Origin of the sequence: Thioalkalivibrio sp. ALE16 (assembly GCF_000381305.1) — a bacterium.
Lineage (GTDB): Bacteria > Pseudomonadota > Gammaproteobacteria > Ectothiorhodospirales > Ectothiorhodospiraceae > Thioalkalivibrio.
Genome location: NZ_KB906356.1, coordinates 114130 through 139607, shown reverse-complemented (window position 1 = coordinate 139607; position 25478 = coordinate 114130). Strand labels below are relative to the sequence as shown.

At 67.8% G+C, this 25478-nt stretch carries 22 protein-coding genes; 21 read left to right on the top strand and 1 reads right to left on the bottom strand.

The window, feature by feature from the left end:
* Positions 1-7: 7 nt before the first annotated feature.
* The 10 genes from F627_RS0104085 to F627_RS0104040 all read left to right on the top strand — a co-directional run bounded on the left by F627_RS0104085 (position 8) and on the right by F627_RS0104040 (position 12879).
* The gene (locus F627_RS0104085; protein ID WP_018881862.1) at positions 8-1240 is read left to right on the top strand and encodes a multifunctional CCA addition/repair protein; all 1233 of its coding nucleotides are present in this window, start codon (positions 8-10) and stop codon (positions 1238-1240) included.
* A 217-nt stretch (positions 1241-1457) separates the two neighbouring features.
* Positions 1458-2114 carry a protein-L-isoaspartate O-methyltransferase gene (locus F627_RS0104080; protein ID WP_018866680.1) on the top strand — a complete coding sequence of 219 codons (657 nt, stop codon included), beginning with the start codon at positions 1458-1460 and terminating at the stop codon, positions 2112-2114.
* Between the two features lie 102 nt (positions 2115-2216).
* On the top strand, positions 2217-3542 hold the full coding sequence (locus F627_RS0104075; RefSeq protein WP_018876865.1) for a TolC family outer membrane protein: 1326 nt from the start codon (positions 2217-2219) through the stop codon (positions 3540-3542).
* On the top strand, positions 3542-4117 hold the full coding sequence (locus F627_RS0104070) for an isochorismatase family protein (RefSeq protein ID WP_019583365.1): 576 nt from the start codon (positions 3542-3544) through the stop codon (positions 4115-4117). Before F627_RS0104075 ends, F627_RS0104070 begins: the two co-directional genes overlap by 1 nt.
* 24 nt (positions 4118-4141) lie before the next feature.
* On the top strand, positions 4142-4288 hold the full coding sequence (locus F627_RS17120) for a hypothetical protein (RefSeq protein ID WP_012983821.1): 147 nt from the start codon (positions 4142-4144) through the stop codon (positions 4286-4288).
* 13 nt (positions 4289-4301) lie between these two features.
* Positions 4302-5153, top strand: a complete 852-nt coding sequence (locus F627_RS0104060; RefSeq protein ID WP_018866677.1) for a hypothetical protein — start codon at positions 4302-4304, stop codon at positions 5151-5153.
* Complete coding sequence (locus F627_RS0104055) at positions 5153-6223, top strand: homoserine O-succinyltransferase (RefSeq protein WP_018876863.1); 1071 nt, start codon at positions 5153-5155, stop codon at positions 6221-6223. Before F627_RS0104060 ends, F627_RS0104055 begins: the two co-directional genes overlap by 1 nt.
* Before the next feature lie 155 nt (positions 6224-6378).
* A complete protein-coding gene (locus tag F627_RS0104050) occupies positions 6379-7719 on the top strand; it encodes an MFS transporter (RefSeq protein ID WP_019583364.1) in 1341 nt (446 codons plus the stop codon).
* A 1066-nt stretch (positions 7720-8785) separates the two neighbouring features.
* The gene (locus tag F627_RS0104045) at positions 8786-10705 is read left to right on the top strand and encodes an ATP-binding cassette domain-containing protein (RefSeq protein ID WP_019583363.1); all 1920 of its coding nucleotides are present in this window, start codon (positions 8786-8788) and stop codon (positions 10703-10705) included.
* Between the two features lie 158 nt (positions 10706-10863).
* On the top strand, positions 10864-12879 hold the full coding sequence (locus tag F627_RS0104040; protein WP_019583362.1) for a methyl-accepting chemotaxis protein: 2016 nt from the start codon (positions 10864-10866) through the stop codon (positions 12877-12879).
* A gap of 6 nt (positions 12880-12885) precedes the next feature.
* On the opposite strand, the gene F627_RS0104035 is transcribed toward F627_RS0104040, so the two are convergent.
* Positions 12886-14811, bottom strand: a complete 1926-nt coding sequence (locus F627_RS0104035) for a GNAT family N-acetyltransferase (RefSeq protein WP_019583361.1) — start codon at positions 14809-14811, stop codon at positions 12886-12888.
* Between the two features lie 229 nt (positions 14812-15040).
* Here F627_RS0104035 and F627_RS0104030 point away from each other — a divergent pair, with 229 nt between their 5' ends.
* From F627_RS0104030 to F627_RS0103980, 11 genes are all read left to right on the top strand, one after another.
* Entirely contained in the window at positions 15041-15349 is a 309-nt protein-coding gene (locus F627_RS0104030; RefSeq protein ID WP_018866671.1) for an STAS domain-containing protein, read from the top strand.
* The gene (locus F627_RS0104025; RefSeq protein ID WP_018866670.1) at positions 15342-15704 is read left to right on the top strand and encodes a response regulator; all 363 of its coding nucleotides are present in this window, start codon (positions 15342-15344) and stop codon (positions 15702-15704) included. Before F627_RS0104030 ends, F627_RS0104025 begins: the two co-directional genes overlap by 8 nt.
* Positions 15705-15706: 2 nt before the next feature.
* Positions 15707-17746 carry a chemotaxis protein CheA gene (locus tag F627_RS0104020; RefSeq protein WP_019583360.1) on the top strand — a complete coding sequence of 680 codons (2040 nt, stop codon included), beginning with the start codon at positions 15707-15709 and terminating at the stop codon, positions 17744-17746.
* Positions 17747-17766: 20 nt separating this feature from the next.
* Positions 17767-18288 (top strand): chemotaxis protein CheW, encoded by a 522-nt coding sequence (locus F627_RS0104015; RefSeq protein WP_018866668.1) that lies wholly within the window; start codon positions 17767-17769, stop codon positions 18286-18288.
* 20 nt (positions 18289-18308) lie between these two features.
* Positions 18309-19088, top strand: coding sequence for a ParA family protein (locus tag F627_RS0104010; protein ID WP_019583359.1), 780 nt, complete (start codon positions 18309-18311; stop codon positions 19086-19088).
* Positions 19089-19112: 24 nt separating this feature from the next.
* Positions 19113-21323 carry a methyl-accepting chemotaxis protein gene (locus F627_RS0104005; RefSeq protein WP_019583358.1) on the top strand — a complete coding sequence of 737 codons (2211 nt, stop codon included), beginning with the start codon at positions 19113-19115 and terminating at the stop codon, positions 21321-21323.
* A 20-nt stretch (positions 21324-21343) separates the two neighbouring features.
* A complete protein-coding gene (locus F627_RS0104000; RefSeq protein ID WP_019583357.1) occupies positions 21344-22165 on the top strand; it encodes a protein-glutamate O-methyltransferase CheR in 822 nt (273 codons plus the stop codon).
* Positions 22165-22788: a chemoreceptor glutamine deamidase CheD gene (cheD, locus tag F627_RS0103995; RefSeq protein ID WP_026332020.1), complete on the top strand. Its 624-nt coding sequence runs from the start codon at positions 22165-22167 to the stop codon at positions 22786-22788. Before F627_RS0104000 ends, cheD begins: the two co-directional genes overlap by 1 nt.
* Positions 22789-23862 carry a chemotaxis response regulator protein-glutamate methylesterase gene (locus tag F627_RS0103990; protein ID WP_019583355.1) on the top strand — a complete coding sequence of 358 codons (1074 nt, stop codon included), beginning with the start codon at positions 22789-22791 and terminating at the stop codon, positions 23860-23862.
* A 10-nt stretch (positions 23863-23872) separates the two neighbouring features.
* Positions 23873-25072 (top strand): methyl-accepting chemotaxis protein, encoded by a 1200-nt coding sequence (locus F627_RS0103985; protein ID WP_019583354.1) that lies wholly within the window; start codon positions 23873-23875, stop codon positions 25070-25072.
* 99 nt (positions 25073-25171) lie between these two features.
* Complete coding sequence (locus F627_RS0103980) at positions 25172-25477, top strand: STAS domain-containing protein (RefSeq protein ID WP_019583353.1); 306 nt, start codon at positions 25172-25174, stop codon at positions 25475-25477.
* The last annotated feature ends 1 nt before the right edge of the window (position 25478 follow it).

Here is a 25478-nt window from a genome sequence, read left to right as displayed (position 1 = left end):
GGCCGCCATGCAGACCTATCTCGTCGGCGGTGCGGTTCGCGACCGCCTGCTGGGACGCCCGTTCACGGAACGCGACTACGTCGTCGTCGGTGCCACGCCGGAGGCGATGGAGGCCGCGGGCTTTCGCGCGGTCGGACGCGACTTCCCGGTCTTCCTGCACCCCGAGACCCACGAGGAATACGCGCTGGCGCGCACCGAGCGCAAGACCGCGCGCGGCTACCACGGCTTCCAGTTCAATGCCTCGCCCGAGGTGACCCTGGAGGACGACCTCGAACGCCGCGATCTCACCATCAACGCGATGGCCGAGGACACCGACGGCCGCCTGATCGACCCCTATGGCGGACGGGAAGATCTGGAAGCCCGATGGCTGCGCCACGTTTCCCCGGCCTTTGCCGAAGATCCGGTACGTCTGCTGCGGGTGGCCCGGTTCGCCGCCCAGCTCGCGCCCTGGGGCTTCCAGGTGGCCCCCGACACGCTGACCCTGATGCGCGAGCTCGTCACCTCCGGCGAGGTCGACGCTTTGGTCCCCGAGCGCGTCTGGGCAGAATGCGAGAAGGCCCTGAAGAGCCCCGCACCGCGGCGCTTCCTCGAGGTACTGCGCGAGGCCGGGGCACTCGCCATCCTGTTCCCGGAGATCGAGCGGCTGTTCGGCGTACCCCAGCCCGAGCGCTACCATCCGGAGATCGACACCGGCGTGCATACGCTGATGGTCCTGGACCAGGCGACCCGCCTGTCCGACGCCCCGGAGGTGCGCTTCGCCGCACTGGTGCACGACCTCGGGAAGGGCACGACCGACCCCGACATCCTGCCCAGTCACCACGGGCACGAGGAACGCGGGGTGGACCTGATCCGCGCCCTGGCCGAACGCCTGCGCATCCCCAATCGCTACCGCGACCTCGCGGTGCGCGTGGCGCGCTACCACGGCCTGGTGCACCGCGTGTTCGAACTGCGCCCGAAGACCGTAATGAAGCTGGTGGACGGACTGGACGCCCTGCGCCGCCCGGAGAACGTCGAGCCCTTCCTGCTCGCGGTGGAGGCGGATTTCCGCGGGCGCACCGGCTGGGAGGACAAGCCCTACCCGCAGGCCGATGCCGTACGCCGCGCGGTGGCCGCCGCGCAGGCCGTGCAACCGCAGGCCCTGATGGCCGAGGGCTACAAGGGCAAGGCCCTGGGCGAGGCATTGCAGCGCGAACGCATCCGCGCGATTGCGGAGGTCCTCGACGAGCACCCTGACGCGTAGGAGGCCAGCCCTCTGGCCGATGGGGCATCACCAGAACCCCATCGCGCAGGGGGCTGCGCTCCTACGGGCAATAGCGGCACCCCCCCGCAGGAGGCCAGCCCTCTGGCCGATGGGGTCTGGTCAACACCCCATCGGCCAGAGGGCTGGCCTCCTACTTGCCTGTTTCGGCGCGTGAACGTACTCTTTCGCGGCTGTTTAGCGTACAGAGGAAACCGCGATGGATTTCGCCAAGGCCCGGATCAACATGGTCGAGCAGCAGGTTCGCCCCTGGGACGTGCTCGATACGCGCGTGCTGGACGTGATGGAAACCCTGCCGCGTGAACGCTTCATGCCCGAGCCCTACCAGGCCCTGGCCTATGCCGATTCCGAGATCCCGCTGGGGCACGGCGAAAACACCCTGCCGCCGGTGGTGGTCGGTCGGCTGCTGCAGGCCGTATCGCCGCAGCCCACCGAGACGGTACTGGAGATCGGCACCGGTTCCGGTTACGTGACCGCCTGCCTGGCCCACCTCGCGGCCCGGGTCGACAGCATCGAGCGGATCGACGATCTGCGTCTCGCGGCGCGTAACCGCCTGACGGATCTGGGTCTCGATAACGCCCACCTGCGCACCGCCACGGTGACCCGTGACTGGACCCCGCCGCGCCCGCGTTACGACGCGATCATCCTCACTGGCGGCATGACCGAATACGACGACTTCCTCGAGCCCTACCTGACGCTCGGCGGCCGGCTATTCGTGGTCACTGGCGATGGCCCGATCATGGAGGCCCAGCTGATCACCCGGACCACCGAAGACGACTGCCGCCACGAGGGCCTGTTCGAGACCCGCGTGAAGCCGCTGGTTGGCTTCGAGCCGAAGCCCGCGTTCGAATTCTGAGCCGGTCGCCTGCGCCCCGGCACGGGGCGCGCGCCGGAGGCCCCATTCCGGAACATGCTCTGATAGGATAGGCGTTTCCTAATATCCTCCGGAGTCGCGTCCATGAACCGTCTGCCGTCGCTTCTCGCCGCCGCCGGGCTGGCCCTGGTGATCTCGGCCCCCGCCACCGCCTCCAGCCTGATGGAGGTCTACGAGCGCGCGGCCGCGGAAGACGCCGAACTGCGCACCGCCGAGGCGGAGTACCGCAGCGTGCTGGAGAACCGGCCGCTCGCGCGCTCTGCCCTGCTGCCGCAGATCTCCGGGCAGGCCGAGGCCGGCGCGTTCTACCGCGACGGCCGCAATGAACCGAGCATTGATGGGCGCGAGACCAGCTTCGGCGTCAATCTGGCCCAAAGCCTCTACGACCGCCGCAACTACATCGAGCTGGCGCAGGTGGATCTCGAGATCGCCCGCGCCGAGGCCGAACTGGATGCCGCCCGCCAGGACCTGATCCTGCGCGTGGCCCAGGCCTACTTCGACGTGCTCATCGCACAGGAAACCCTGGCCTTCCGCGAGGCCGAGGTCGAGGCGATCGAGCGCCAGCTGGAACAGACCCAGCGCCGCTTCGATGTCGGCCTGGTCGCCCGTACCGACGTCACCGAAGCCCAGGCCCAGCGCGACATCGCCGAGGCCGAGCGCATCGCCGCCGCGAACCAGCTGGACCTGACCCGCGAGCAGCTCGCGGTGATCACCAACACCTACTGGGACGAGCTGGACATGCTGCGCGACGAGGCCGAGCTGACCCCGCCGGAACCGGCCGATCCGCAGGCCTGGGTCGATATCGCGCTCGCCAACAACCTGGAACTGGCCGCCCAGCGCCTGAGCACCGAGACCGCCCGCGAACAGATCCAGCGCCAGCGCGCCGAGGGCCTGCCGCGGCTCAACCTGAACGCCTCGGTGCGCGAGAACCGCTACCACGGCCTGGATGTACCAGCTGATGCCAGAGGCGCCTTCTTCGAGGGCACCGACGCCCAGGTCGGCGTGCAACTGGAGATCCCGCTCTACACCGGCGGGCGCGTCAGCGCCCTGACCCGCCAGGCCCGCGAGGACTTCCAGGCCGCGCAGGAAGGCCAGTCGCTGGTGGAGCGCCGCACCACTCAGGACACCCGCAGCGCCTACCTGTCGGTGATCTCCAACAACTCGCGGGTGCGCGCGCTGGAGCAGGCGCTGGTTTCGACCCAGTCCGCGTTCGAGGCGGCCGAGGCCGGCTTCGAGGTCGGCACCCGCACCCAGGTGGATGTCCTGCTCGCCCTGCGCGAGGTCTTCCGCGCCGAGCGCGACTACGCCGAGGCCCGCTACGGCTTCCTCGGCGAATCGCTGCGCCTGCAGCGCGCCGCCGGTCGCCTGAGCGTGGCCGACCTCGAGGCCATCGACGACCTGCTGGAGTAATGTCCGCCTCCGCCACGCATAACCCACGGGCCCGCTGCGAGCGGGCGCGCTCGCGCCTGGTCCTGATCGACCTGCAGGAACGCCTGCTGGCCGCGATGCCCGAGGCGGCCCGTGCCGAGGTCGAGCGCAATGCCGCGCGCCTGATCGAGGCGGCGCGCAAGCTCGGCATCCCGATAGAGGTATCGCGCCAGTATCCCAAAGGCCTCGGCGAGGTCACCGCCCCCCTGCAGCAGGCGCTGGACGGCGAGGGCGCGGTCACCGACAAGACGGCCTTCTCCTGCTGCGCCGAAGCCGACCTGCACACCCGCCTGACCCGCGGCGACCAGATCATCCTGACCGGCGCGGAGACCCACATCTGCGTGACCCAGACGGCACTGGAACTGCTGGAGGCGGGCGTGACCGTGTTCGTGGTCGAGGACGGGGTCTGCTCGCGCGACACCGGGCGCAAGCACAACGGGCTGGAGCGCCTGCGCGCCGCCGGCGCCATCATCACCAATCACGAATCGGTGCTGTTCGAGTGGCTGCGCGACGCGGCCGATCCGCAGTTCCGCGAACTGAGCCAGTTGATCCGCTAATCACGAACCGGGAGACACGCACGGATGCGCATTCTGGGAAATATTCTGCTCGGCGCCTGGCTGATCCTGTTCGGCCTGCGCGGTCTGCTGGGGCTGCAGTTCCAGTACGACCACTACGTCATCAGCGGCCTGGCGGTGATCGCCGGTATCCTGTTCATCCTGCGACGCTAACCGAACCCGAGCCATGCGCCTGACCCCCGACGAGTACCGCAATCAGGACCACCGCCGCATCACCCTGCTGGGGATGTCCGGTGTCGGCAAGACGCGCCTGTCCAACATGCTGCGGCGCGAGGACTGGTTCCACTACTCCGGCGACTACCGCATCGGCACGCGCTACCTGAGCGAACCGATCCTGGACAACATCAAGGCCCAGGCGATGGCCGTGCCGTTCCTGCGTGACCTGCTGCGCTCGGACTCGATCCAGATCATCAACAACATCACGGTGGACAACCTGCACCCGGTGGCGAGCTTCCTCGGCAAGCTCGGCAACCCGGAGCTGGGCGGGCTGCCGCTGACCGAGTTCAAGCGCCGCCAGACCCTGCACCACGAAGCCGAGGTGCAGGCCATGCTCGACGTGCCCGACTTCATCAGCAAGTCCCAGACGCTGTTCGGCTATCCGCACTTCGTCAACGATGCCGGCGGCTCGGTCTGCGAGCTGGACAGCCCCGGCGTGCTGGAGACCCTCGCGGAGCACACGCTGATCCTCTACATCAAGGCGACCGACGAGGACGAGCGCCAGCTGATCGAGCGCGCCGAGAGCGATCCCAAGCCGCTGTACTACCGCGAGGCCTTCCTCGACCAGCAGCTGGCCGAATACATGCGCGACGAGGGGCTGGACTACGTCGCCCAGATCGACCCCGACGCGTTTGTGCGCTGGGTCTTCTCGCGGCTGTTCCGTGCCCGCCTGCCACGTTACGAGGCGATCGCCGAGAGTCACGGCTACACCATCAGCACCACGGAACTGGCGCGGGTGCGCAACGCGGCCGACTTCGACGACCTGGTCTGCATGGCCCTGGAGCGGGAGGCGCGTCTGTAATGCCACTTGTCGCCTACTCCGACCTGCCCACCTTTGCCCGCCTGAAAAGCGAGGGCGAGACCGTCCTGCCCAGCGACTTCGCCCAGCAGCAGGAGATCCGCGCCCTGCACATCGGGCTGCTGAACATGATGCCGGACGCGGCCCTCGCGGCCACCGAGCGCCAGTTCTTTCGCCTGATCGGCGAGAGCAACCAGATCGCGCAGTTCTATATCCACCCGTTCACCCTGCCGCAGCTCAAGCGCGGGCCGAAGGGGCGCGACCACGTCAAGCAGTACTACGAATCCTTCGAGGACCTGAAGAAGGAGGGCCTCGACGCGCTGATCATCACCGGCGCCAACGTGACCCAGCCGGATCTGGCCCTGGAACCCTTCTGGGAACCACTGGCCGAGGTGGTCGACTGGGCCTGGGAGAACGTGACCTCCACCCTGTGCTCCTGCCTGGCCACCCACGCCGTGCTGCAGGCGCGCTACGGCGAGCACCGCCGGCATATGGGCGAGAAGCTGTGGGGCGTGTTCCCGCATCGCGTGGTCGACCGCGGGCATCCGCTGGTCACCGGCGTGAACACCCGTTTCGACGTGCCGCACTCGCGCTACAACGATGTCTCGCGCGACCAGTTCGAGCGCCACGGCCTGCGCGTGCTGGTGGAGAGTGACCAGTCCGGGATCCACCTGGGGGCCTCGCCCGACGGCTTTCGCATGGTCTTCTTCCAGGGCCACCCGGAATACGACTCGATCAGCCTGCTCAAGGAATACAAACGCGAGGTGGTGCGCTACATCCAGGGCGAACGCGACGCCTACCCGCCGCTGCCGGAGAACTACCTGATGCCGCAGGCCGCCGCCATCCTCGACGAGCACCGCGAGCACGTGGAGGCCGCCCTGGAACACTGCACCGAGATCCCGGCCCTGCCCGAGGCGCTGCTGCTGGACCGCCTGGACAACACCTGGCACGACACCGCGCTGGCGGTGATCAACAACTGGCTGGGCAACGTCTATCAGCTGACCAACCTCGACCGGCGCAAGCCGTTCCGCGACAGCGTCGACCCGAGCGACCCGCTGGCCGGGCGCCGGTAGCGCGTCGCACCCGCCCCTGTCATTGCGAGGTGCCGCAGGCACCGTGGCAATCTGCCTTCCGGCACCACCGGATCCCGCCGCCCTGCCAGCATCTGGAGGTTGCCACGTCGCCTTCGGCTCCTCGCAATGACGGGACAACGCAACGGAAAGACCTCATGACCGCCAACGACCTGGACAAGCTTCCACGCCCGATTATCGGGCTGTACGAAACCATTGCCGGCGACGAGGACGCGCGCGTCTGCAAGGACATCCCCGAAAACGCCTGCCGCGCCCAGCCGGTCAATTTCTTCGTCCACCTGGTCGCCAACACCCTGAGCAAGATTGGCGACGAGCTCGCCTCGGCCCGACTGGTGCTGGCCTGGCTGCTCGGCGCCCTGGGCGCCCCGGCCGCCTTCGCCGGCTTCCTGGTGCCGATCCGCGAATCCGGCTCGCTGCTGCCTCAACTGTTCGTTGCCGCCTCCATTCGCCGCCGGGCGATCCGCAAGGGCTTCTGGGTGCTGGGCAGTGTCCTGTCCGGCCTGGCCGTCGCCGGCATGGCTGTCGTCGCCCTGACCCTGGAGGGCGCCGCCGCCGGCTGGGCCATCCTCGGGCTCCTGATCGTCTTTGCCCTGTCGCGGGGGATCAACTCGGTGGCTTCCAAGGATGTGCTCGGCAAGACCATCGCCAAGCACCAGCGCGGAACCGTGATGGGCTATGCCGCCTCCCTCGCCGGCTTCTTCACCCTGGGCCTGGGTATCTACCTGACGCTGGCGAACCTCGAAGAGGCCGGCATCGGGGTCTTCGTCGCCCTGCTGGCCGCCTCGGCCGGGGCCTGGTGGGTGGCCGCCGCGACCTTTACCCGGCTGCGCGAGGACCCGGGCTCCACCGAGGGCGGCGGCAACGCGGTGACCGAGGCCATCCGCTCCATGCGCCTGCTGTGGACCGACCGCGCCTTTGGCCACTTCGTGCTGACCCGCGCCCTGCTGATGAGCACCGCGCTGGCCCTGCCCTTCTACGTCCTTCTCGCGGAGGACGCCACCGCCGGCGATCTCGGAACCCTGGGGCTGCTGATCCTGGCCAGCGGCCTGGCCTCGGCGGTCAGCGCCCCGGTCTGGGGGCGCCTGTCTGACCGCTCGGCGCGCTGGGTGCTGATACTGTCTGGCCTTCTGGCCGCCGGGCTTGGCATTGCGGTCGCGCTGGGCGTCTGGTTCGCGCCGGTGGATACCGACCACGCACTGGTCCCCGGCGGCTGGCTCTATGCGGCGTTGTTCTTCCTGCTCGGGGTCAGTCATGCCGGTGTGCGCCTGGGGCGCAAGACGTATCTGGTGGATATGGCCACGCAGGAGACCCGGGCCGCGTTCACCGCGGTCAGCAACACGGTCATTGGTGCCCTGCTGCTGGTCGGCGGGCTGTTCGGGCTGCTGGCGCAGCTGGCGGGCACCGAGGTGGCGATCTTCGTCCTCGCGCTGATGAGTCTGGCCGGCGCCGCCAGCGCCTGGCTCATGGGCGAGGCCTGACACGCGGCCCTCTCTTGCCCTCGCCCCCAGCGAGACAGGCTTTGCGCTCTCGGTTTTACGTGCCTCCGTCCGGCCGCCTGCCTCGTGGTGGCTGGTCCCGGTTCATCCTTCGGTGTTTACGGTGGCTTCGGTCCACGTACTGCCCGGCGCTGACTCGCCAGCGCGCCCCGAGTTACTTCTTTGCTCGTGCAAAGAAGTAACCAAGAAACACGCCCGACTGCCGCGACCCCGGCCCGCTGTGCGGGCCGGGGTTTCCCTCGCTCCGAGGCTTTTCGCGGGCGGCGCTGAACTCGCTACGCTGCGCTTCGCTCAGACATCCAGCGCCTCTGATCCCGCGAAAACCCTCTCCGCTCGGCGCGACGACAACGGGGGGCTCAAGGTCAAGACAACAGCCGTCCCGACGGTCGTGCCAGTGGAAGATGGCTAGGTCTTCGCACATCTTGGGCACGCTCGGCCTTTGGCCGTTGCGTGCCGCGCCCGCGGTGCGGGCGCCGGGGCTTTCGGGCGGCAGGACCGTTGTTGTGTCGTGGGGTCGGAATACCTTCTGTCCTGACCTTCCTCCCCCGTATGGAGCCCCTCGCGGAGGGCGTGATGGGCCGGCCCGTTTTCCATAAATTCGGGGCGCTGGATGTCTGAGCGAAGCCGAAGGCGTAGCGAGTTCAGCGCCGCCGGCCCAGCGCGGCCGGAGCGAGGTTCCCGGGCGAAATCCGGGTGCCCTTCTTTGGGTCCTTTCTTGGGCAAGCAAGAAAGCCAGTTGTTGATCAAAAACGGGCGCGGCGCGCTGGCGAGTCAGCGCTCGGCAGTATGTGGACCGGAGGCACGTAAACACCGGAAGCAAAACCAGGACCAGCCTCAACCCGTCAGACGACCGGCCGGCGGCACCGTAAACCCCAGAGGCCGAACCGGGACCAGCCACCAACAGGCAGGCGGCAGACCGAAGCCACAGTAAACATCACGCAATGAACGTGCGAAGCAACAACAGGACAGGCGGCTGGACGCCGCCACTCGCACGCCAAGGTGATAGTCTTGGCGCCCGCCACAACACTCGCTCGCGACCGGAACTCGAATGGCACTGCTTACCCTGCGCAACATCCACCTGGCCTACGGCATGGCCGCCCTGCTCGACGGCATCAACCTGAGCCTGGAACCCGGCGAGCGCGTCGCCGTCGCCGGGCGCAACGGAGAGGGCAAGTCCACCCTGCTCAAAGTGCTCAACGGCGAGGCACAGGCGGATTCGGGCGAGATCACCCGCCAGGACGGCCTCACCACCGCCTACCTGACCCAGGAGTTGCCCCCGGGCATTGAAGGGACGGTGTTCGATGTCGTGGCCGAGGGCCTGGGCGAGGCCGGGCGCCTGCTGGAGCGCTTCCACCACCTGAGCCAGGCCGCGGCCGGCGGCGACATGGATGCACTGGAGAAGATGGGGCCAGTGCAGTCGCAGCTCGACGCCATCGATGGCTGGAGCCTGCAGAACCGGGTGGAGACCACCATCTCCCGCCTGAGCCTGGACCCCGAGGCGGAGTTCGCCGCGCTGTCCGGCGGACTCAAGCGCCGGGTCTGGCTGGCACGCGAGCTGGTGCAGCGCCCGCAGCTGCTGCTGCTCGACGAACCGACCAACCATCTCGACGTGGCCGCGATCCGCTGGCTGGAAGAGTTCCTGCTCGAGAGCGGCCTGACCGTGGTCTTCATCAGCCATGACCGCCAGTTCATGGAGAGTGTAGCCACCCGCATCCTGGAGCTGGACCGCGGGCAGCTGTATGAACATCCGCCGTCGATCGAGGAATTCCGCGAGCGCCAGGCCGAACGCCTGGAGACCGAGGCCACCCAGCGCGCGGAGTTCGACCGCAAGCTGGCGCAGGAGGAGGCCTGGGTGCGCCAGGGCATCAAGGCACGGCGTACCCGCAACGAGGGGCGCGTGCGGGCACTGCAGGCCCTGCGCAAGAAGCGCGCCGAGCGTCGCGAACGCAGCGGCCAGGTCAAGATGAAGCTGAGCCCGGAACAGCGTTCGGGCCGGCTGGTGATCGAGGCGGAACACGCCGATTTCGGCTACGACAAACCCATCGTCAGGGACGTGAACCTGCTGCTGCAACGCGGCGATGCCCTGGGTATCGTCGGACCCAACGGCGCGGGCAAGACGACCCTGCTGCGCGGCCTGCTCGGACAGATGGAGCCGCTGGCCGGTCACGTGAAGCTGGGCACCCAGCTGGAGATCGCGTACTTCGACCAGGCGCGCGCGCATCTCGACGAGGACACCACGGTGCAGGACGCGGTCGGCGAGGGGCGCGACCGGGTGATGGTCAATGGCGAGAGCCGGCACATTTTGTCCTACCTGGAAGACTTCCTGTTCCCGCCATCACGTTCCCGCCAGCCGGTGTCGGCGCTGTCCGGGGGCGAGCGCAACCGCCTGCTTCTGGCCAAGCTGTTCCTGCGCCCGGCAAATCTGCTGGTGCTCGACGAACCCACCAACGACCTCGATGTGGAGACCCTGGAGCTGCTGGAACAGCTCCTGATCGAGTACACCGGGACGGTGATCGTGGTCAGCCACGACCGCTCGTTCCTGGACAATGTCGCGACCTCGACCCTGGTCCTGCCGGGCGACGGATCGGTGGAAGAGTTCGTGGGTGGCTGGTCCGACCTGCCCGAACGTGTCACGCGGCGGCTGCTGGAGGGCGAAACCGCGGCCGCCGCCCGACCCGGCGCCCCGGAGCCGCGGGCCGAGCCCGCTCCCGAACCATCGCCGCAGACATCGGAAAACGCTACGGCGACCCCGCGCAAGCTGTCCTACAAGGATGCGCGCGAACTGGAGGCCCTCCCGGCCCGGATCGAGGCCCTGGAGACCGAGCAACAGGAACTGACCACGGCGATGACCGATCCCGAGGCCCTGCGCGACGGTGAACGCATGCGCGACCTGCAGGCGCGGCTCGAGACCGTGGAGGCCGAGCTGGCCCACTGCTTCGAGCGCTGGGAGCAGCTGGAATCCGGTTGAGCGTCGGCGCGTCTACACTCGGGTTTCCGGCCACCCCTCAACTCTGCCGGGGGTCTGCCGTAACAGGGGTTGAATAGTCACCTTTCGGGTCCGCGCTCTCCGAGACCGCGGCCGGTTCGCGAAGCGCCCGGGACAGGGCGCGCTGAAGGAGTCATCGCATGCTGGACAAACTCTCCATCCGGGGGCTGCTGATTGCCGGGTTCGGCCTGGTCGTCGCCATCCTGATCATCAACTCCCTGCTGGCACTGCGCGCGATGAGCACGGGCAGTCAGGGGGTCGAGCAACTCACGCAGGCCGACTACCCGGCCGTCGCCCGGGTCAACGATGTCGAGCAGCTGCTGCAGGAGAGCGCGGCGTTTCTCGGCTTCTACCTGATGAGCGAGGAGCAGTCGCATCGCGATGCATGGCAAAACGCGATGCGCGAGCTCGATGCGGCCACGCGGGCCCTGAACGAGAATCCGGTCATCGCGGCCGACGAGGAACTCGCCGCCAGCGCGACCGAGGTACGCCGCCTGGTGGATCAGTTCACCAGCTTCGAGGATCGTCTGATCGAGGTGGCGGAGAACGCGGCGGAGAACATGCCGGCCCTGGGCATCGCCAACGCCCGGGCCAACCCGGCCAGCCGCGAGATGACCCAGCAGACCAACATGATGATCGACGCCGAGATGGCCCTGCCGCGCTTCCAGCGTTCCTGGGACCGTCTCGACACCCTGCATGAGCTGCGCATGTCGGTGGTCCAGGTCACCTCCAATCTGCGCGGGTTCATCGCCTTCCGCGATGACGCCTTCCGCGAGAACGTGCGTCTGTTCTCCACCCGCACCAACGACATCACCGCGCAGCTGATGGACCAGTTCGACGATCTCGACTTCGAACAGCAGATCGCGCTGGAAGACTTCCAGGGGGCCCTGGATACCCAGAACACCGCGCTGGACGACCTGATCGAGATCCACGGCAGCGAACAGGCCCTGCAGGATGCCTACCTGATTCGGACCGAGATCGGCCCGCTGCTGGTCGAGGCCCGCGATCATCTGCAAGGACTCAGCGAGCGCATCACTGCCCGCGCCGAACGCAGCGCCGCCGCCCTGACTGCCGACATGCGCGCCACCCAGACGACCCAGGGCATCCTGGCCCTGATCGGCGTGATCCTCGGGCTGGCCGGCGCGGTGTTCATCATCCTGGTCGTGCGGCGCGCGCTGGCCCACTCCACCGCGGCGCTCGAGGAGATCGCCGACGGCGATGGCGATCTGAGCCGCCGTCTGGACGAGAACGGGCTGATCGAGACCGCGCAACTGGGCCGCGCCTTCAACCGCTTCACCGACAAGATCGCCCAGGCCATCGGCCACGCACGCGGCAGCACCGAGACACTCAACCGCGCCACCGAGAACCTGAACCAGGAGGCCTACGAGGCCCGCGAGGCGGTCTCGCGCCAGCGCGACGAGACCGAGCGTGTCGCCACCGCGATCAACGAGCTGCAAAGCAGCGCCGAGGAGATCGCGCGCAACACCGACGCGACCTCCCAGGCCGGCCAGGAGGCCGGGGATGCAGTGAACAACGGCTCCGAGGTCATGGAGAAGAACATTGAGTCCATGGCCTCGCTGCTCGGCACCGTCGAGCAGGCCGCCGGGACCGTCTCCAAGCTGGGCGAGGACTCCAAGCAGATCGGAACCATCCTCGAGGTGATCCGCGGGGTCGCCGAGCAGACCAACCTGCTGGCCCTGAACGCGGCCATCGAGGCCGCCCGCGCCGGCGAACATGGCCGCGGCTTCGCGGTGGTCGCCGACGAGGTCCGCAAGCTGGCGACCCGCACGCAGGAATCCACCGACGAGATCGAGTCCATGATCTCGCGCCTGCAAACCGCCACCACCAGTGCCGTCAAGGCCATGGAACAGGGTCAGGAAGAGGCCGAGTCGACCATGGAGCATACCGCCGAGGTCAACGGCGCCCTGCAGCAGATCCGGCAGTCGGTCACCACCATCGTGGAGATGACCGAGCAGATCGCGGTCGCTTCGCGCCAGCAGAGCACGGTGGTCGAGGATATCAACCGCAACATCGTGCAGATCTCCGACGAGGCGGATCAGTCGGCCAACACCGCCGACCGGGTCAGCGCCGCCTCCGACGAACTCAAGCAGGTGGAAAAGGAGATCCAGCAGGCCCTGGCGCAGTTCCGGCTCTGACCCGGACTACGGGCTACGGGCCTCCAGCCAGGCCCGGGCGGCGCGGCGCAGCCTGCGGGTGACGCCGCGCCGCCCGGATACCCCGAGCTCGCGGGCCAGACGCGTCCAATCGACGGGCGCGGCCAGGGTCGCCGCCAGCAGGCGGCCTTCCGGATCGGCCGGCGGGGCCGCCTCCAGCTGCCGCAACAGGGCCGGCAACACCCATTCCAGCGGCCGCGCGCGGTACGCAAAGGCCCGAACCTCCGCGAGATCGGTGGCCGGGTCAGCCTCCGACAGCGGCCGGGCCGTTTCCTCCAGGGCCGCACTCACCATGGCGGCGGATGCGGGCAGGAAGCGTGGGTGCCAGACTGGCCAGTCGCGCCAGAAGGCGCGCTGGATTGGCTGCAGACCGGAGGCCGTGCGGGGCCGGAGGGCGCGCAGGACCACACCACTGACCTGACCACTGGCCGCGTCCGGCTGGGTCCCCACGCGCACCAGAACGTAGCCCTCCCGCTGCCAGAGCCGCAGCAATGCGGGCTGCAGCCCGAAACTCGCCCCCAGCAGCGCCACCCGTTCGGCAACGGCCCGATCCGCGACCGCCCGCAGCAGGCGGCCGCCCAGGCCCCGCCCCTGCCAGCGCGGGTGCACCGCGATGCGCTGGATGCGCCAGGTACGCTCCGCCGCCAGCTCGAAGCCCCCCAGAGCGGCCAGCGTGCAGGGCAGGAACTGCCCCTGGGGACGGCGCTCGCCCGCCCACACCGCCTCGGCCAGGGCCCGATCCAGGCCGGGTTCCTCCTGGATCAGTGCGACGCCGAACAGCGCCCCGTCCGTCACGCCCTCCATGCACAGCACGCGCACGCCGGGGTCCTCCAGCCAACGCAGCAGATCGGACGGACGGGTCCGGTAGTGCGCATCCGCCAGCAGGCCCGTCACGGCCTCCAGGGTCTGCGGCAACTCCGCCAGGGCCGCCCCGGTCGTCCAACGCAGACGGACGGCCTGGGTAGCCGGGGTCCGGCTTTCCGCCTCCAGCAGGAACAACCGGTTGAGCCAGTCTTCCAGCGGATCCCCCGGCGCCCAGCGCACCGGCGTCGCCATGGGCTGCACGCGCACCCGGAACCCCGCCGCCTCCAGGGTCGGCAGCGCGCGCAGCCGGAAGCCCTGGCCACTCCCCTCGAAGCCGCCGGTCGTGGTGGACAACACCAGGCGCCGGGCACGGCGGGCGAGGCGCAGCAGGCGCTCCACCGGCAGGTTCGCTGCCTCGTCGATGATCAGGGTATCCACGGGCTCGGGCGCTTCCAGCAGGACATCCGGTGCCCGATAGAGACGCTCCGGCGTGTCGACCCACCGACGGGCGCGCGCCAGCAGGGCACCCACGGCCCGTGGACTCGGTGCCGTCAGCGTGATCGCGGGCCCGCCGTGTCGGAGTGTCCCGCCGAGGAACTCGCCCAGGAGGGTCGACTTGCCGCGACCGCGCGGGGCGATCAGCGCCAGGCATTCGTCGGCGCCAAGATGCGCGAGACGATCCAGCGCCGCGGCCTGATCCGGCGTCCACGCAAAGGCGGGCGCCGGACGTGCCGGCACCTCGGGCCATTCCTCCGCCGATGCGGGCGTCTGCACCCACGCCTCGGCCAGCGCGGCCCGCCAGCGGCGGGTAAACGCGCCTTCACCGGTGACGCCGTCGAGGACCACCAGGGTGCCCCCGCCGCGCAGCAGCCCGGCCGCGGTGACCAGCGCATCCACGGCGAGCGGATCCCCCGCCTCGAACACCAGGGCCTGCACTTCGTGGCCCAGCCAGTGCCCGGCCTGTGCCGGCGCCACGTGCGGCAGGCCGTCGGGCACATGCCGCCCCACCCAGAGCACCGGCCCCCGGGCTGCGGCGGTCCGCAGCCAGGCCGCGGCGGCCTGCCGGGCCGCCGGGTCGGCCGGTAGTCGGTAGAGCGAACGGGCTTCCATCTCAGCATCTCACCGGGGTCGAAGGTTGCATGGAAAAAGCGGGCTTGCGCGGGCGCACACGGCATCTGGTCACACTGGCGCGACGAAAGTCCAGCGCGCTGCCGACGTTTCCATGTGAATCCGTCCTCAAGTTTTCCCACCCGCAGCCGTACAAGTTTTTTACAAAGAGCTGGGAAATATCTTTACAGATCCTGTACAGTGTGAACGAATTCACGGAAAGGTAACGGCGATGACCACCATAGCGCTGCCCGAACGCCTGCGCATCGACACCGCGACCGCCTGCTGGCAAGAGCTGCGCGTGGCGCTGGATGCCGGCGAGGACCTTCAGGTGGACGCGACGACCGTGGCCGATATCGACGCCGCCGGGGTTCAGGTCCTGCTGATGGCACGCCACAGCGCGGCACGCCATGCGCAGGGCTTTTCGATCGACGGAGCAAGCGCCGTCTTAACGCAGGCCTTCCAGGCGCTCGGTGCGGACGCGGCCGCCGCGCGTGCGGGGCAGGAACACGATACCGATTCAGGAGAACACAATGGCTAAGGTTCTGGTGGTGGACGATTCTGCCTCGATGCGCCAGATGGTCGCATTCACCCTCAAGCAGGCCGGACACGAGGTCACCGAGGGGCGCGACGGCAACGACGGCCTGGGCAAGGCCCAGGGGACGAAGGCGGACCTGGTGATCACCGACGTGAACATGCCGGGCATGGACGGGCTGCAACTGACCCGCGAACTGCGCAAGCTGGGCGATTACAAGTTCACCCCGATCCTGGTGCTGACCACCGAGGCCGGCCCGGAGAAGAAACAGGAAGGCAAGGCGGCGGGTGCGACCGGCTGGCTGGTCAAGCCGTTCGACCCGGACCAGCTGATGAACACCGTGAACCGGGTGCTGCGCTAGTCATGTCGATCGACATGGCCCAGTTCGTCGATGCCTTTCTCGAGGAGAGCTTCGAGGGGCTGGAGCGCATGGAGACCGAACTCCTGGCGCTGGACGGCGGCGATCCGGAGACCCTGAATACCATCTTCCGCTGCGCCCATTCGATCAAGGGTGGGGCCGGGACCTTCGGATTCGGCGCGATCTCCGAGTTCACCCACGGCGTCGAGACCCTGCTGGACCGGATGCGCAAGGGTGAACAGGAGGCGTCGCCGGAGACGGTGAACCTGCTGCTGCGCGCGGTGGACATCCTGCGCGCCCAGCTGCATGCCGCCCGCGACGGCGGCGAGGCCGATGCCGCCGAGGTGGCCGAGGTACGCACCCTGATCGAGGCCCATCTGGGCGAACCCGCGCCGGCCGCCCCAACGTCTGAAGGGGCGGGCGAAGCGGCCGGTCCCACCGGCGGCGACAGCCCGCAAGGCTGGCGCATCCGGTTCCGGCCCTTTGCAGACCTGATGCGCACCGGCAACGACCCTTTGCGAATGTTCGAGGTGCTGGAGGAGCTGGGCCGACTGACCGTGCACTGCGAGACCGACCGCCTGCCGGACAGCGCGGAGGCCTTCGACCCGGAAGACTGCTATCTCGCCTGGACCCTGGAACTGGAAGGGGACGCGACCCGCGACCAGATCGAAGAGGTCTTCGAATGGGTTGAGGACGAATGCGACCTGGAGATCGAACCCCTTGCCGTCCCCGAGACGGCCCCGGACACAGTGGCAGAGCAACCGGTTACGCCCCCGGATTCCCCTGCCACGGAGACCCCCGCCGAGCCGCCCGCTGCGCGCGCCGGCAATAAACGCAGCGCGGAATCCAGCTCCATGAGGGTGAACACCGGCAAGATCGATGCGCTGATCGACATGGTCGGCGAGCTGGTCATCACCCAGTCGATGCTGACCGATATCAGCGAACAGCTGGAGGAGGACCCCTCGCAGATTGAGGCGCAGATCGAGCGCTTGCGCACCGGCCTGGCGGAGCTGGAGCGAAATACCCGCGAGCTGCAGGAAAGCGTGATGGGCATCCGCATGGTGCCGATCGCCCAGGTCTTCAACCGTTTCCCGCGCCTGGTACACGACATCTCCGGGCAGCTCGGCAAGCAGATCGAGCTGACCCTGAAGGGCGAATACACCGAGATCGACAAGACGGTCATGGAGCACCTGGGCGACCCGCTGGTGCACCTGGTGCGCAATGCGGTGGATCACGGCATCGAGATGCCCGATGCGCGCGCGGCGGCGGGCAAACCCAAGACCGGCCAGGTCAGCCTGGAGGCCTACCACCGCGGCGGCAACGTGGTCATCGAGATCCGCGACGATGGCAAGGGCATGGATGCCGACCGCATCCTGGCCAAGGCCCGCGACGCCGGGATCGTCGGGCCGAACCAGCAACTGGACCGCCACGAGATCCTGCAGCTGATCTTCGAGCCGGGGCTGTCCACCGCGGACCAGGTCAGCGATCTGTCCGGCCGCGGCGTCGGCATGGACGTGGTGAAGAAGAATATCCGTGGCCTGGGCGGCAACGTCGAACTGGAATCCGAGCCCGGCAAGGGTTCGCGCCTGACCATCCGCCTGCCGCTGACGCTGTCGATCATGGACGGTCAACTGCTGAAGATCGGCGACGAGACCTTCGTGATCCCGCTGATCGCGATCGTCGAATCGCTGCAGACCCTGCCGGAGAGCGTCAAGCAGGCCTTCGGCAAGCTGCCACTGTACCGGCTGCGGGACGAATACATCCCCATCGTCGATCTGGCCGCGCTGTTCGGCCGGGCCGAGCCCAGCCCGCTGCCGGAGCGCGCCCTGCTGGTGGTGGCCGAGGCCGACGACCAGCGCGTCGCCCTGCGCGTGGACGACCTCCTGGGTCAGCAGCAGGTCGTGATCAAGACGCTGGAAACCAATTTCCGCAAGGTCCCCGGCACCGCCGGCGCAACCATCCTCGGAGACGGCCAGGTGGCCCTGATCCTGGATGTCGCGGGGATCGCGCGGATGGCCTCCGGGCGCGACACCCGCGCGGCGTAAAAATCAAGGAGCCCAACGCAATGGCGAACGACGCAACCCAGTCCATCCACGACCCCGCCACCGCCGGCGAGGACCAGTACCTCACCTTCATCCTCGCGGAGGAGGAATACGGCGTGGACATCCTGCGGGTGCAGGAGATCAAGGGCTGGGAGCGGCCCACCCCGCTGCCCAATGCCCCGGACTACATCCGCGGGGTGATCAACGTGCGCGGGATGATCGTGCCGATCATCGACATGCGCCTGCGCTTCGGCATGGAACCGATGGAATACGGCCCGACCACCGTGGTGATCATGCTGCGCGTGATCAACGAGGACCGCGAGCGCGTGATGGGGATCGTCGTCGATGCCGTGTCCGAGGTCTACAGCGTGGGCGCGGACGACATGCAGCCGGCCCCCGACTTCAACACCCGCATCGGGATCGACTTCGTACGCGGCCTGGCGACGGTCGACGACAAGATGATCCTGATGCTGGACATCGACACCCTGCTCGGCCCGGGCCTGATTGCCAGCACCGACGCCATCGAAGCGGAGGCCACGGCGTAGCCGGGGGCTGCCGGGGAACCATGCGGACCATCGCGGTGATCAACCAGAAGGGCGGCGTCGGCAAGACGACCGTGACCCTGAACCTGGCGCATGCCCTGGCCCTGGCCGGGCATCGGGTGCTGGCGATCGACGCCGACCCGCAGGGGCATCTCTCCATGGCCTTCGGGCTGGAGGACCCGGCCGGCCTGGATCAGGTCCTGCAGGGTGGCGCGCGCCTGGAGGACGCCTTCAGCGAAGCCGGAAACGGGCTGCAGATCGTCGCCGCCGGAGAACAGCTGCAGGAGGTCGAGAACCTGAACGAGGGTGGAGCCGCGCGTGGCTGGCGCTTGCAGAAGGCGCTGGACAGACTGGAACAGCCCTTCGATTTCGTGCTGATCGACTGCCCGCCGTCGGCCGGCCTGCTGGGCATGAACGCCATTATCGCCGCCGACGAGATGCTGATCCCGGTCGCCGGAGACTTCCTGGCCCTGAACGGGCTGTCGCGATTGATGCGCATCCTGCAGGGCATCGAGGCGCGCCTGGGTACGAGCCGTCGCAAGTGGATCGTGCTGTCGCGCTTTGTCGAACAGCGCCGCCACGCCCGCGAGGTGCGCGAGCGCATCCGCGAACACTTCGCCGATGCCCTGCTGCCCACCACCATCCGCGAGTCGGTGGTGCTGGCCGAGAGCCCGAGCTTCGGGCAGACGATCTTCGAGTACCAGCCGCGCCATCGCGCGGCCACGGATTTTCAACAGCTGGCCGCCGACCTGGTCGCGGCCGGGGCACAAGCGACAACCCGCCCGTCGGCGGCGCATGCCTGAGCCAAGAGCCAGGGAGAACGGGCCATGACGACACGCAAACGCAACAAGCTGGGCAATGATCCGCTGGGCTGGATCGGCTCACCCGATGAGGCCACCGACCCGACTGATGACAAGACTGTGACCGAGCGCCCCTCCGCGCCCGAAAAGCCCCCGGCAGAAACGCCAAACCAATCCCCGCGGCGCCGGAAACCGGCTCCGCGACAGACGAACAACCGAAGTGAGGACACCACCATGGCCGCCAATCCAAAAACCGATACCGGCAGTGACCACAACGCCCTGTTCATGCGGGCCGCCGTTCAGGGAGCCCAGACTGCCCTGATGATGTGCGACAGCGACATGAACATCGTCTACGCCAACCCGGCCGTTATCGAGCTTCTGCGCAATCGGCGCGATGTCCTGCGACGGGAGTTTCCGAACTTCGATCCGGACAACCTGGTGGGGCAGTCCATCGACCAGTTCCACAAGGACCCGACACACCAGCGCGCGATCCTGCAGAACCCCGCCAATCTGCCCTACGAGGCCCGGATCACGGTTGCCGATCTCAAGTTCCGCCTGAATGCGACGGCGGTACTGGATGATGCCGGCAACTACCTGGGCAACATGGTCGAGTGGCAGGACAGCACCGAGCAGGAGCGCGTAGAGCAGGAGCGCGCACGCATGCGGGCGGCGGTCGAGGGTTCGCAGACCGCATTGATGATGTGCGACCCGGACATGAACATTGTCTATGCCAACCCGTCCGTGGTGAGTCTGCTGCGCAGCCGCAGCGACGTGCTGCGCCGGGAGTTCCCCAACTTCGACCCGGACAACCTGATCGGGCAGTCCATCGACCAGTTCCACAAGGATCCGACGCATCAGCGGGCGATCCTCCAGAACCCCGCCCGACTGCCCTTTGAAGCCAACATCCAGGTCGCCGACCTTTACTTCAACCTGAACGCCACCGCGATCATCGATGCCGATGGCAACTACGCCGGGAACATGGTCGAGTGGCGTGACACCACCGAGATGCGCCGCGCCGAGGACGCGATCGACGCCCTGATCAAGGATGCGGCGGCCGGCAACCTCGGCGAACGGCTGAGCCCAGAGGACTATCAGGGCTTCGCACGCAACATCGCCGAGGGCGTCAACGAGTTGCTGGATGCGGTCGTCATGCCGCTGCGCGAAGGCTCGCGGGTGATGCAGGCAATGGCAGAGGGCGACCTGACCGGACGTCTGGAGGGCGAGTTCCAGGGCGAGTTCGCCGAGTTCCGCGATGCGATCCACACCTCGCTGGAAAACCTCGACAACCTGGTCGGACAGATCCTCGAAGGGGCCGGCAACGTGCGATCGGCCTCTGCCGAGATTGCCCAGGGCAATACCGACCTGTCCCAGCGCACCGAGGAACAGGCCTCCTCGCTGGAGGAGACCGCCTCGTCGATGGAGGAAATGACCTCCACCGTCAAGTCCAACGCCGACAACGCCCGGCAGGCGAATCAACTGGCCGCCGCTGCGCGCGAAAAGGCACAGGAAGGCGGCGAGGTTGTCGAGAAAACGGTCGCCGCAATGGGCGAGATCAACCAGTCGTCCAAGAAGATCGCCGACATCATCGGCGTGATCGACGAGATCGCGTTCCAGACCAACCTGCTGGCACTGAACGCGGCCGTGGAAGCGGCCCGCGCCGGGGAGCAGGGTCGTGGGTTCGCGGTGGTCGCGACCGAGGTCCGCAACCTGGCGCAGCGCAGCGCCCAGGCCGCCAAGGAGATCAAGACCCTGATCAACGACTCGGTCGAGCGCATCGGCGAGGGCAGCAAGCTGGTCGACAACTCCGGGAAGTCGCTGGAGGACATTGTCGACTCGGTGAAGAAGGTCTCCGACATCATCGCCGAGATCGCCGCGGCCAGCGAGGAGCAGTCCACCGGACTCGAGGAGATCAACAAGGCCATCACCCAGCTTGACGAAGTAACTCAGCAAAACGCCGCGCTGGTCGAAGAGGCCGCCGCCGCTAGCGAGTCGCTGGATGACCAGTCACGCGAACTCCTCGAAATGATGAGCTTCTTCAAGGGCGTCCAGGCATCGGCGGCCGGCCAGGCAATGCAGCAGCCCGCTACCCGGCCAGTCACAGCCACCAGCAAGACAGCCGGGGGTGCGACCGGGCTGAAGCGACCGACCTCGGCGGGCGGGACTGCCGGGGCCGCCCCCAGCCGCCCGGCGGCGGGACCCTCGCGCCAGAACGCCTCCGAAGAATGGGAAGAGTTTTGAGCACGGAGGATGGATGTTAGATGGCCGCCTCCGATCGCCTGAGCGAGCGCGACTTCCGGCGTGTTGCCCGCCTGACGCAGGAACGCACCGGGATCATGCTCAACGAGAGCAAGAAGGAGCTCGTATTCAGTAGGCTCTCACGACGGTTGCGCGTACTCGGGCTCGATGCCTTCGATACCTATCTGGACCGGGTCGAAGGTGGCGACGACCAGGAGCTGGAGGAATTCGTCAACGCCCTGACCACCAACCTGACTGCGTTCTTCCGCGAGGCACACCACTTCGAGATGCTGGGCGGCCCCGTGCTCGAAGAGATGCGCAAGCGCAATCCGTCCGGACCGCTGAAGGTCTGGTCGGCCGGTTGTTCAACCGGCGAGGAGCCCTATTCCATCGCGATGACCCTGGCCGAGGCCCTGGGATCGACAGAAGGCGCTCGCATCCTGGCCACGGATATCGACTCACGGGTGGTCGCGCATGCCGATGCGGGGGTATATGACGCCGCCCGGGTTACCGGAATCCCCGGGGGGCGCCAGAAGCGCTGGCTATTGCGCGGCCGCGGAGCCAACGAGGGCAAGGTGAAGATTCGCGACGAATTGCGGTCAATGGTGCGCTTCCGGCAGATGAACCTGTTCGACACCTGGCCGATTCAGGGGCCATTGGACGCGATTTTTTGCCGCAATACGTTGATTTATTTTGACAAGCCAACCCAGAAGAAGCTCGTGGACCGCTTCGCCCAGCTGCTACGCCCTGAAGGGTACCTGTTCATCGGGCACTCGGAGTCATTATTCCGGGTAACCGAGAACTTCCGCCTGCTGAACCAGACGCTATACCGGAAGGCCACCTGATGGCAGGATTACCGAACTTGCACGACAACGCCTTCGCGCACATCAACCGCTATTGGGACCGGATGCACGCCTGCCCCGCCGCGAAACTGCTGCCGGGGGAATGCTACGTCTCGGTCTCGGAGTCCGAGTTGATCACCACGGTACTCGGGTCCTGTGTATCGGCCTGCGTATGGTCATCCCAAGCGGGTGTCGGTGGCATGAACCATTTTATGCTGCCGGACGGAGATCGCGACCGCGGCTGGGGGCCGGCTGCCTCGAGTGCCACCCGCTATGGGACCTACGCGATGGAGTTTCTGGTCAATGAACTGCTGAAACTGGGGGCACGCCGCGAGGATCTGCACGTCAAGATGTTCGGAGGTGGTCGTGTGATGGCGGGCATGAGCGATGTGGGAATGCGCAACATCCAGTTCCTGCGCCAGTTCATGCGCGACGAGGGGCTGCGGCTGGTGGCCGAAGATGTCGGCGGGACATGGCCGCGCAAGGTCGTGTTTTTCCCCTCAAGCGGTCGCGCCCGGGTAAAGAAGCTCGTGGCCCTGCACAACAACACCCTGCTCGACCGCGAGCAGGACTACCGGCGCCGCCTGGAGAACGAGCCGGTCGGCGGCGACGTGGAGCTTTTCTGAATGCCCGAAGACCGTACCGTCCGCGTGCTGGTGGTCGACGACTCGGCCCTGATCCGCAAGCTGCTAGGCGAGATCCTGTCGCAGGCGCCCGGCATCGAGGTAGTCGGGACGGCCACAGACCCCTACGACGCGCGCGAGAAGATCAAGCAGCTCGCGCCTGATGTGCTGACCCTTGATGTCGAGATGCCGAAGATGGACGGCATCACCTTCCTGCGCAACCTGATGCGCCTGCGTCCGATGCCGGTGGTGATGGTCTCGTCCCTGACCGAGGCCGGAGCCGAGGTCACCCTGGAGGCACTGGAGGTCGGCGCAGTGGATTTCGTCACCAAGCCGAAGGTCGATGTCTCGCATGCCTTCCAAGGCTACGCCGACGAGCTTGCCCGCAAGGTGCGAACCGCCGCCGGTGTACGCCTTCAGACACGCAGCGCCCGTGCCACGGTCGATCCGCAGCGCCTGGCACCAGTCAGCAAACGTCTGAAGACAACTGATCGCGTGATCACCCTCGGAGCCTCGACCGGCGGCACCGAAGCCCTTCGCGAGGTGCTTGTCGCGCTGCCGCCGGATGCTCCGGGAATCCTGATCACGCAACACATCCCCGCCGGCTTCAGCCGGGCCTTTGCCGAACGCATGGACCGCAGCACCGCGCTCACCGTAAAAGAGGCCGAGGACGGCGATATCGTGGTGCCCGGGCATGCCTACATCGCCCCGGGCACCGACTACCACCTGCGCCTGGCGCGTGACGGTGCGCGCTACGTCTGCCGTCTCGACCAGAACGCCCCGGTGAACCGCCACCGTCCGAGCGTCGACGTACTGTTCAACTCCGCCGCGGAACAGGCGGGCGCGAATGTCGTGGCCGCCCTGCTGACCGGCATGGGCGACGACGGCGCCCGCGGCCTGCGGGCCCTGCGCGATGCCGGGGCGCACACCATCGCCCAGGACGAGAAAACCAGCCTTGTCTGGGGCATGCCCGGTGCAGCTGTCAAGAGGGGAGCGGCCGTGCAAGTCCTGCCGCTGGCAGGCATCGCTTCCGCGCTGATCCAGGACCACCGCAACCCCGCCGCAGCCAGCGAATAGGAGCACCGGAATGGACCACCGTATGCAATGGCTGACCCGTGACACCACCCAGAAGGCGCTGGCGCTCGTCCTTACCGCCCTGCTCTTGGTCGGGGCAGTCCTGGCCACATTGGATGGGGCCGGCTGGGTCGCCCTGGGGGCCGCAGCCCTGGCCGGTGTGGCTGCCCTGCTCGCCGCGGGCACGCACCTGCGCGGGCCGACCCCTCCGGCCGCATCCGGCGAGACCGCGACGACGAACCAGCCCACCGGCGGCGGCGAGCTGTCAGACGCGCTGGACCAGGCGATGCGCTTCGAGCTGGACCAGCTGGAGGCGGAGATCGGCCGCCAGCGCGGGCTGATCGCCGAGGCCGTGCAGGAACTGGGCACCAGCTTCAACGAGATGCACCAGATCGCCGGCCGCCAGATGGAACTGATGACCAGCGACCTTGCCCAGGAAGACGGCGACGATCAGGCGATGACCCATGCCGAGGTCATCACCGAACTCACCCGCAAGTCCGACGAGACCCTGCAGATGTTCATCGACACCCTGGTGCAGATCAGCCGCCAGAGCGTGGAGAGCGCCCACCACATGGAGGACATGAGCCAGCACATGGACGGGGTGTTCAAGCTGCTGGACAGCGCCGGCGCGATCGCCGGGCAGACCAACCTGCTGGCGCTCAACGCCAGCATCGAAGCGGCGCGGGCCGGCGAGGCAGGGCGTGGCTTCTCGGTGGTCGCCGACGAGGTGCGCTCGCTGTCCCAGCGCTCGGCGAACTTCCACGACGACATCCGTGCACAGATCGACCAGGCCCGCGAATCGATCAACAAGGTCCACGGGACCGTGCACGACATGGCCTCGCGCGACATGAGCAAGAGCATGGGCGAGAAGGAACGCATGACCCGGTTGCTTCGCTATGCACAGCGGGCCACCGACGAGGTAGAGGCCCGCATCCGCGAGGAGGCCGAGCTGAGCGAGCGCATGAACCAGGCGGTCGCGACCGCCGTGCGCTCGCTGCAGTTCGAGGACATCGCCCGCCAGTCACTGGGCACCGCGGAGGAGGCCGTGGCACACCTGCAGGAGCTGCGAAGCATCCTGCACGAGGCCCGCTCTACCGAGGACGCACGGGCCATGGCCACCCGCGTGCGCGAATGGCGCGAGCGCCGCCAGGAGACCTATCACCGCGCGGTGGATCAGCAGAACATGGGTACGGGGGATGTGGAATTGTTCTGAGGTTTTTCCGTCGAACCCCCGCGTACCCGATCACGAATCCCGGGGCCGCGTACCAACTCTCACCGGGCATGAAGCCCGCCACAGCGCCAGGAACCGCATATGAGCATCGAGCAGCACACCTCCGACGACGGCAAGGAAGTCCGCATCCGGGTCAAGGGCCGGTTCGACTTCGAGCAGCACCAGGATTTCCGCGCCGCCTACCGCGACACCGGCGGGACCGGCGTGCGCTACATCGTCGACCTCGCCCACACCGAGTACATGGACAGCTCCGCACTGGGCATGCTGCTCCTGCTGCGCGAACACGCCGGCGGCGAGTTCTCCGACGTCAGCATCACCGGCGCCTCGGAGGCCGTGCGCAAGGTGCTGGACATCGCTAATTTCGGCCGCCTGTTCCGCATCCAGTAAC

Coding starts and splice junctions, on each gene's coding strand:
- F627_RS0104005 (WP_019583358.1), top strand. CDS start 19,113: ATGACGACACGCAAACGCAACAAGCTGGGCAATGATCCGCTGGGCTGG.
- F627_RS0104050 (WP_019583364.1), top strand. CDS start 6,379: ATGACCGCCAACGACCTGGACAAGCTTCCACGCCCGATTATCGGGCTG.
- F627_RS0104070 (WP_019583365.1), top strand. CDS start 3,542: ATGTCCGCCTCCGCCACGCATAACCCACGGGCCCGCTGCGAGCGGGCG.
- F627_RS0104000 (WP_019583357.1), top strand. CDS start 21,344: ATGGCCGCCTCCGATCGCCTGAGCGAGCGCGACTTCCGGCGTGTTGCC.
- F627_RS0103980 (WP_019583353.1), top strand. CDS start 25,172: ATGAGCATCGAGCAGCACACCTCCGACGACGGCAAGGAAGTCCGCATC.
- F627_RS0104020 (WP_019583360.1), top strand. CDS start 15,707: ATGTCGATCGACATGGCCCAGTTCGTCGATGCCTTTCTCGAGGAGAGC.
- F627_RS0104030 (WP_018866671.1), top strand. CDS start 15,041: ATGACCACCATAGCGCTGCCCGAACGCCTGCGCATCGACACCGCGACC.
- F627_RS0104015 (WP_018866668.1), top strand. CDS start 17,767: ATGGCGAACGACGCAACCCAGTCCATCCACGACCCCGCCACCGCCGGC.
- F627_RS0103985 (WP_019583354.1), top strand. CDS start 23,873: ATGGACCACCGTATGCAATGGCTGACCCGTGACACCACCCAGAAGGCG.
- F627_RS0104080 (WP_018866680.1), top strand. CDS start 1,458: ATGGATTTCGCCAAGGCCCGGATCAACATGGTCGAGCAGCAGGTTCGC.
- F627_RS0104055 (WP_018876863.1), top strand. CDS start 5,153: ATGCCACTTGTCGCCTACTCCGACCTGCCCACCTTTGCCCGCCTGAAA.
- F627_RS0104035 (WP_019583361.1), bottom strand. CDS start 14,811: ATGGAAGCCCGTTCGCTCTACCGACTACCGGCCGACCCGGCGGCCCGG.
- F627_RS0104040 (WP_019583362.1), top strand. CDS start 10,864: ATGCTGGACAAACTCTCCATCCGGGGGCTGCTGATTGCCGGGTTCGGC.
- F627_RS0104025 (WP_018866670.1), top strand. CDS start 15,342: ATGGCTAAGGTTCTGGTGGTGGACGATTCTGCCTCGATGCGCCAGATG.
- F627_RS17120 (WP_012983821.1), top strand. CDS start 4,142: ATGCGCATTCTGGGAAATATTCTGCTCGGCGCCTGGCTGATCCTGTTC.
- F627_RS0104075 (WP_018876865.1), top strand. CDS start 2,217: ATGAACCGTCTGCCGTCGCTTCTCGCCGCCGCCGGGCTGGCCCTGGTG.
- F627_RS0103990 (WP_019583355.1), top strand. CDS start 22,789: ATGCCCGAAGACCGTACCGTCCGCGTGCTGGTGGTCGACGACTCGGCC.
- F627_RS0104085 (WP_018881862.1), top strand. CDS start 8: ATGCAGACCTATCTCGTCGGCGGTGCGGTTCGCGACCGCCTGCTGGGA.
- F627_RS0104060 (WP_018866677.1), top strand. CDS start 4,302: ATGCGCCTGACCCCCGACGAGTACCGCAATCAGGACCACCGCCGCATC.
- F627_RS0104010 (WP_019583359.1), top strand. CDS start 18,309: ATGCGGACCATCGCGGTGATCAACCAGAAGGGCGGCGTCGGCAAGACG.
- F627_RS0104045 (WP_019583363.1), top strand. CDS start 8,786: ATGGCACTGCTTACCCTGCGCAACATCCACCTGGCCTACGGCATGGCC.
- cheD (WP_026332020.1), top strand. CDS start 22,165: ATGGCAGGATTACCGAACTTGCACGACAACGCCTTCGCGCACATCAAC.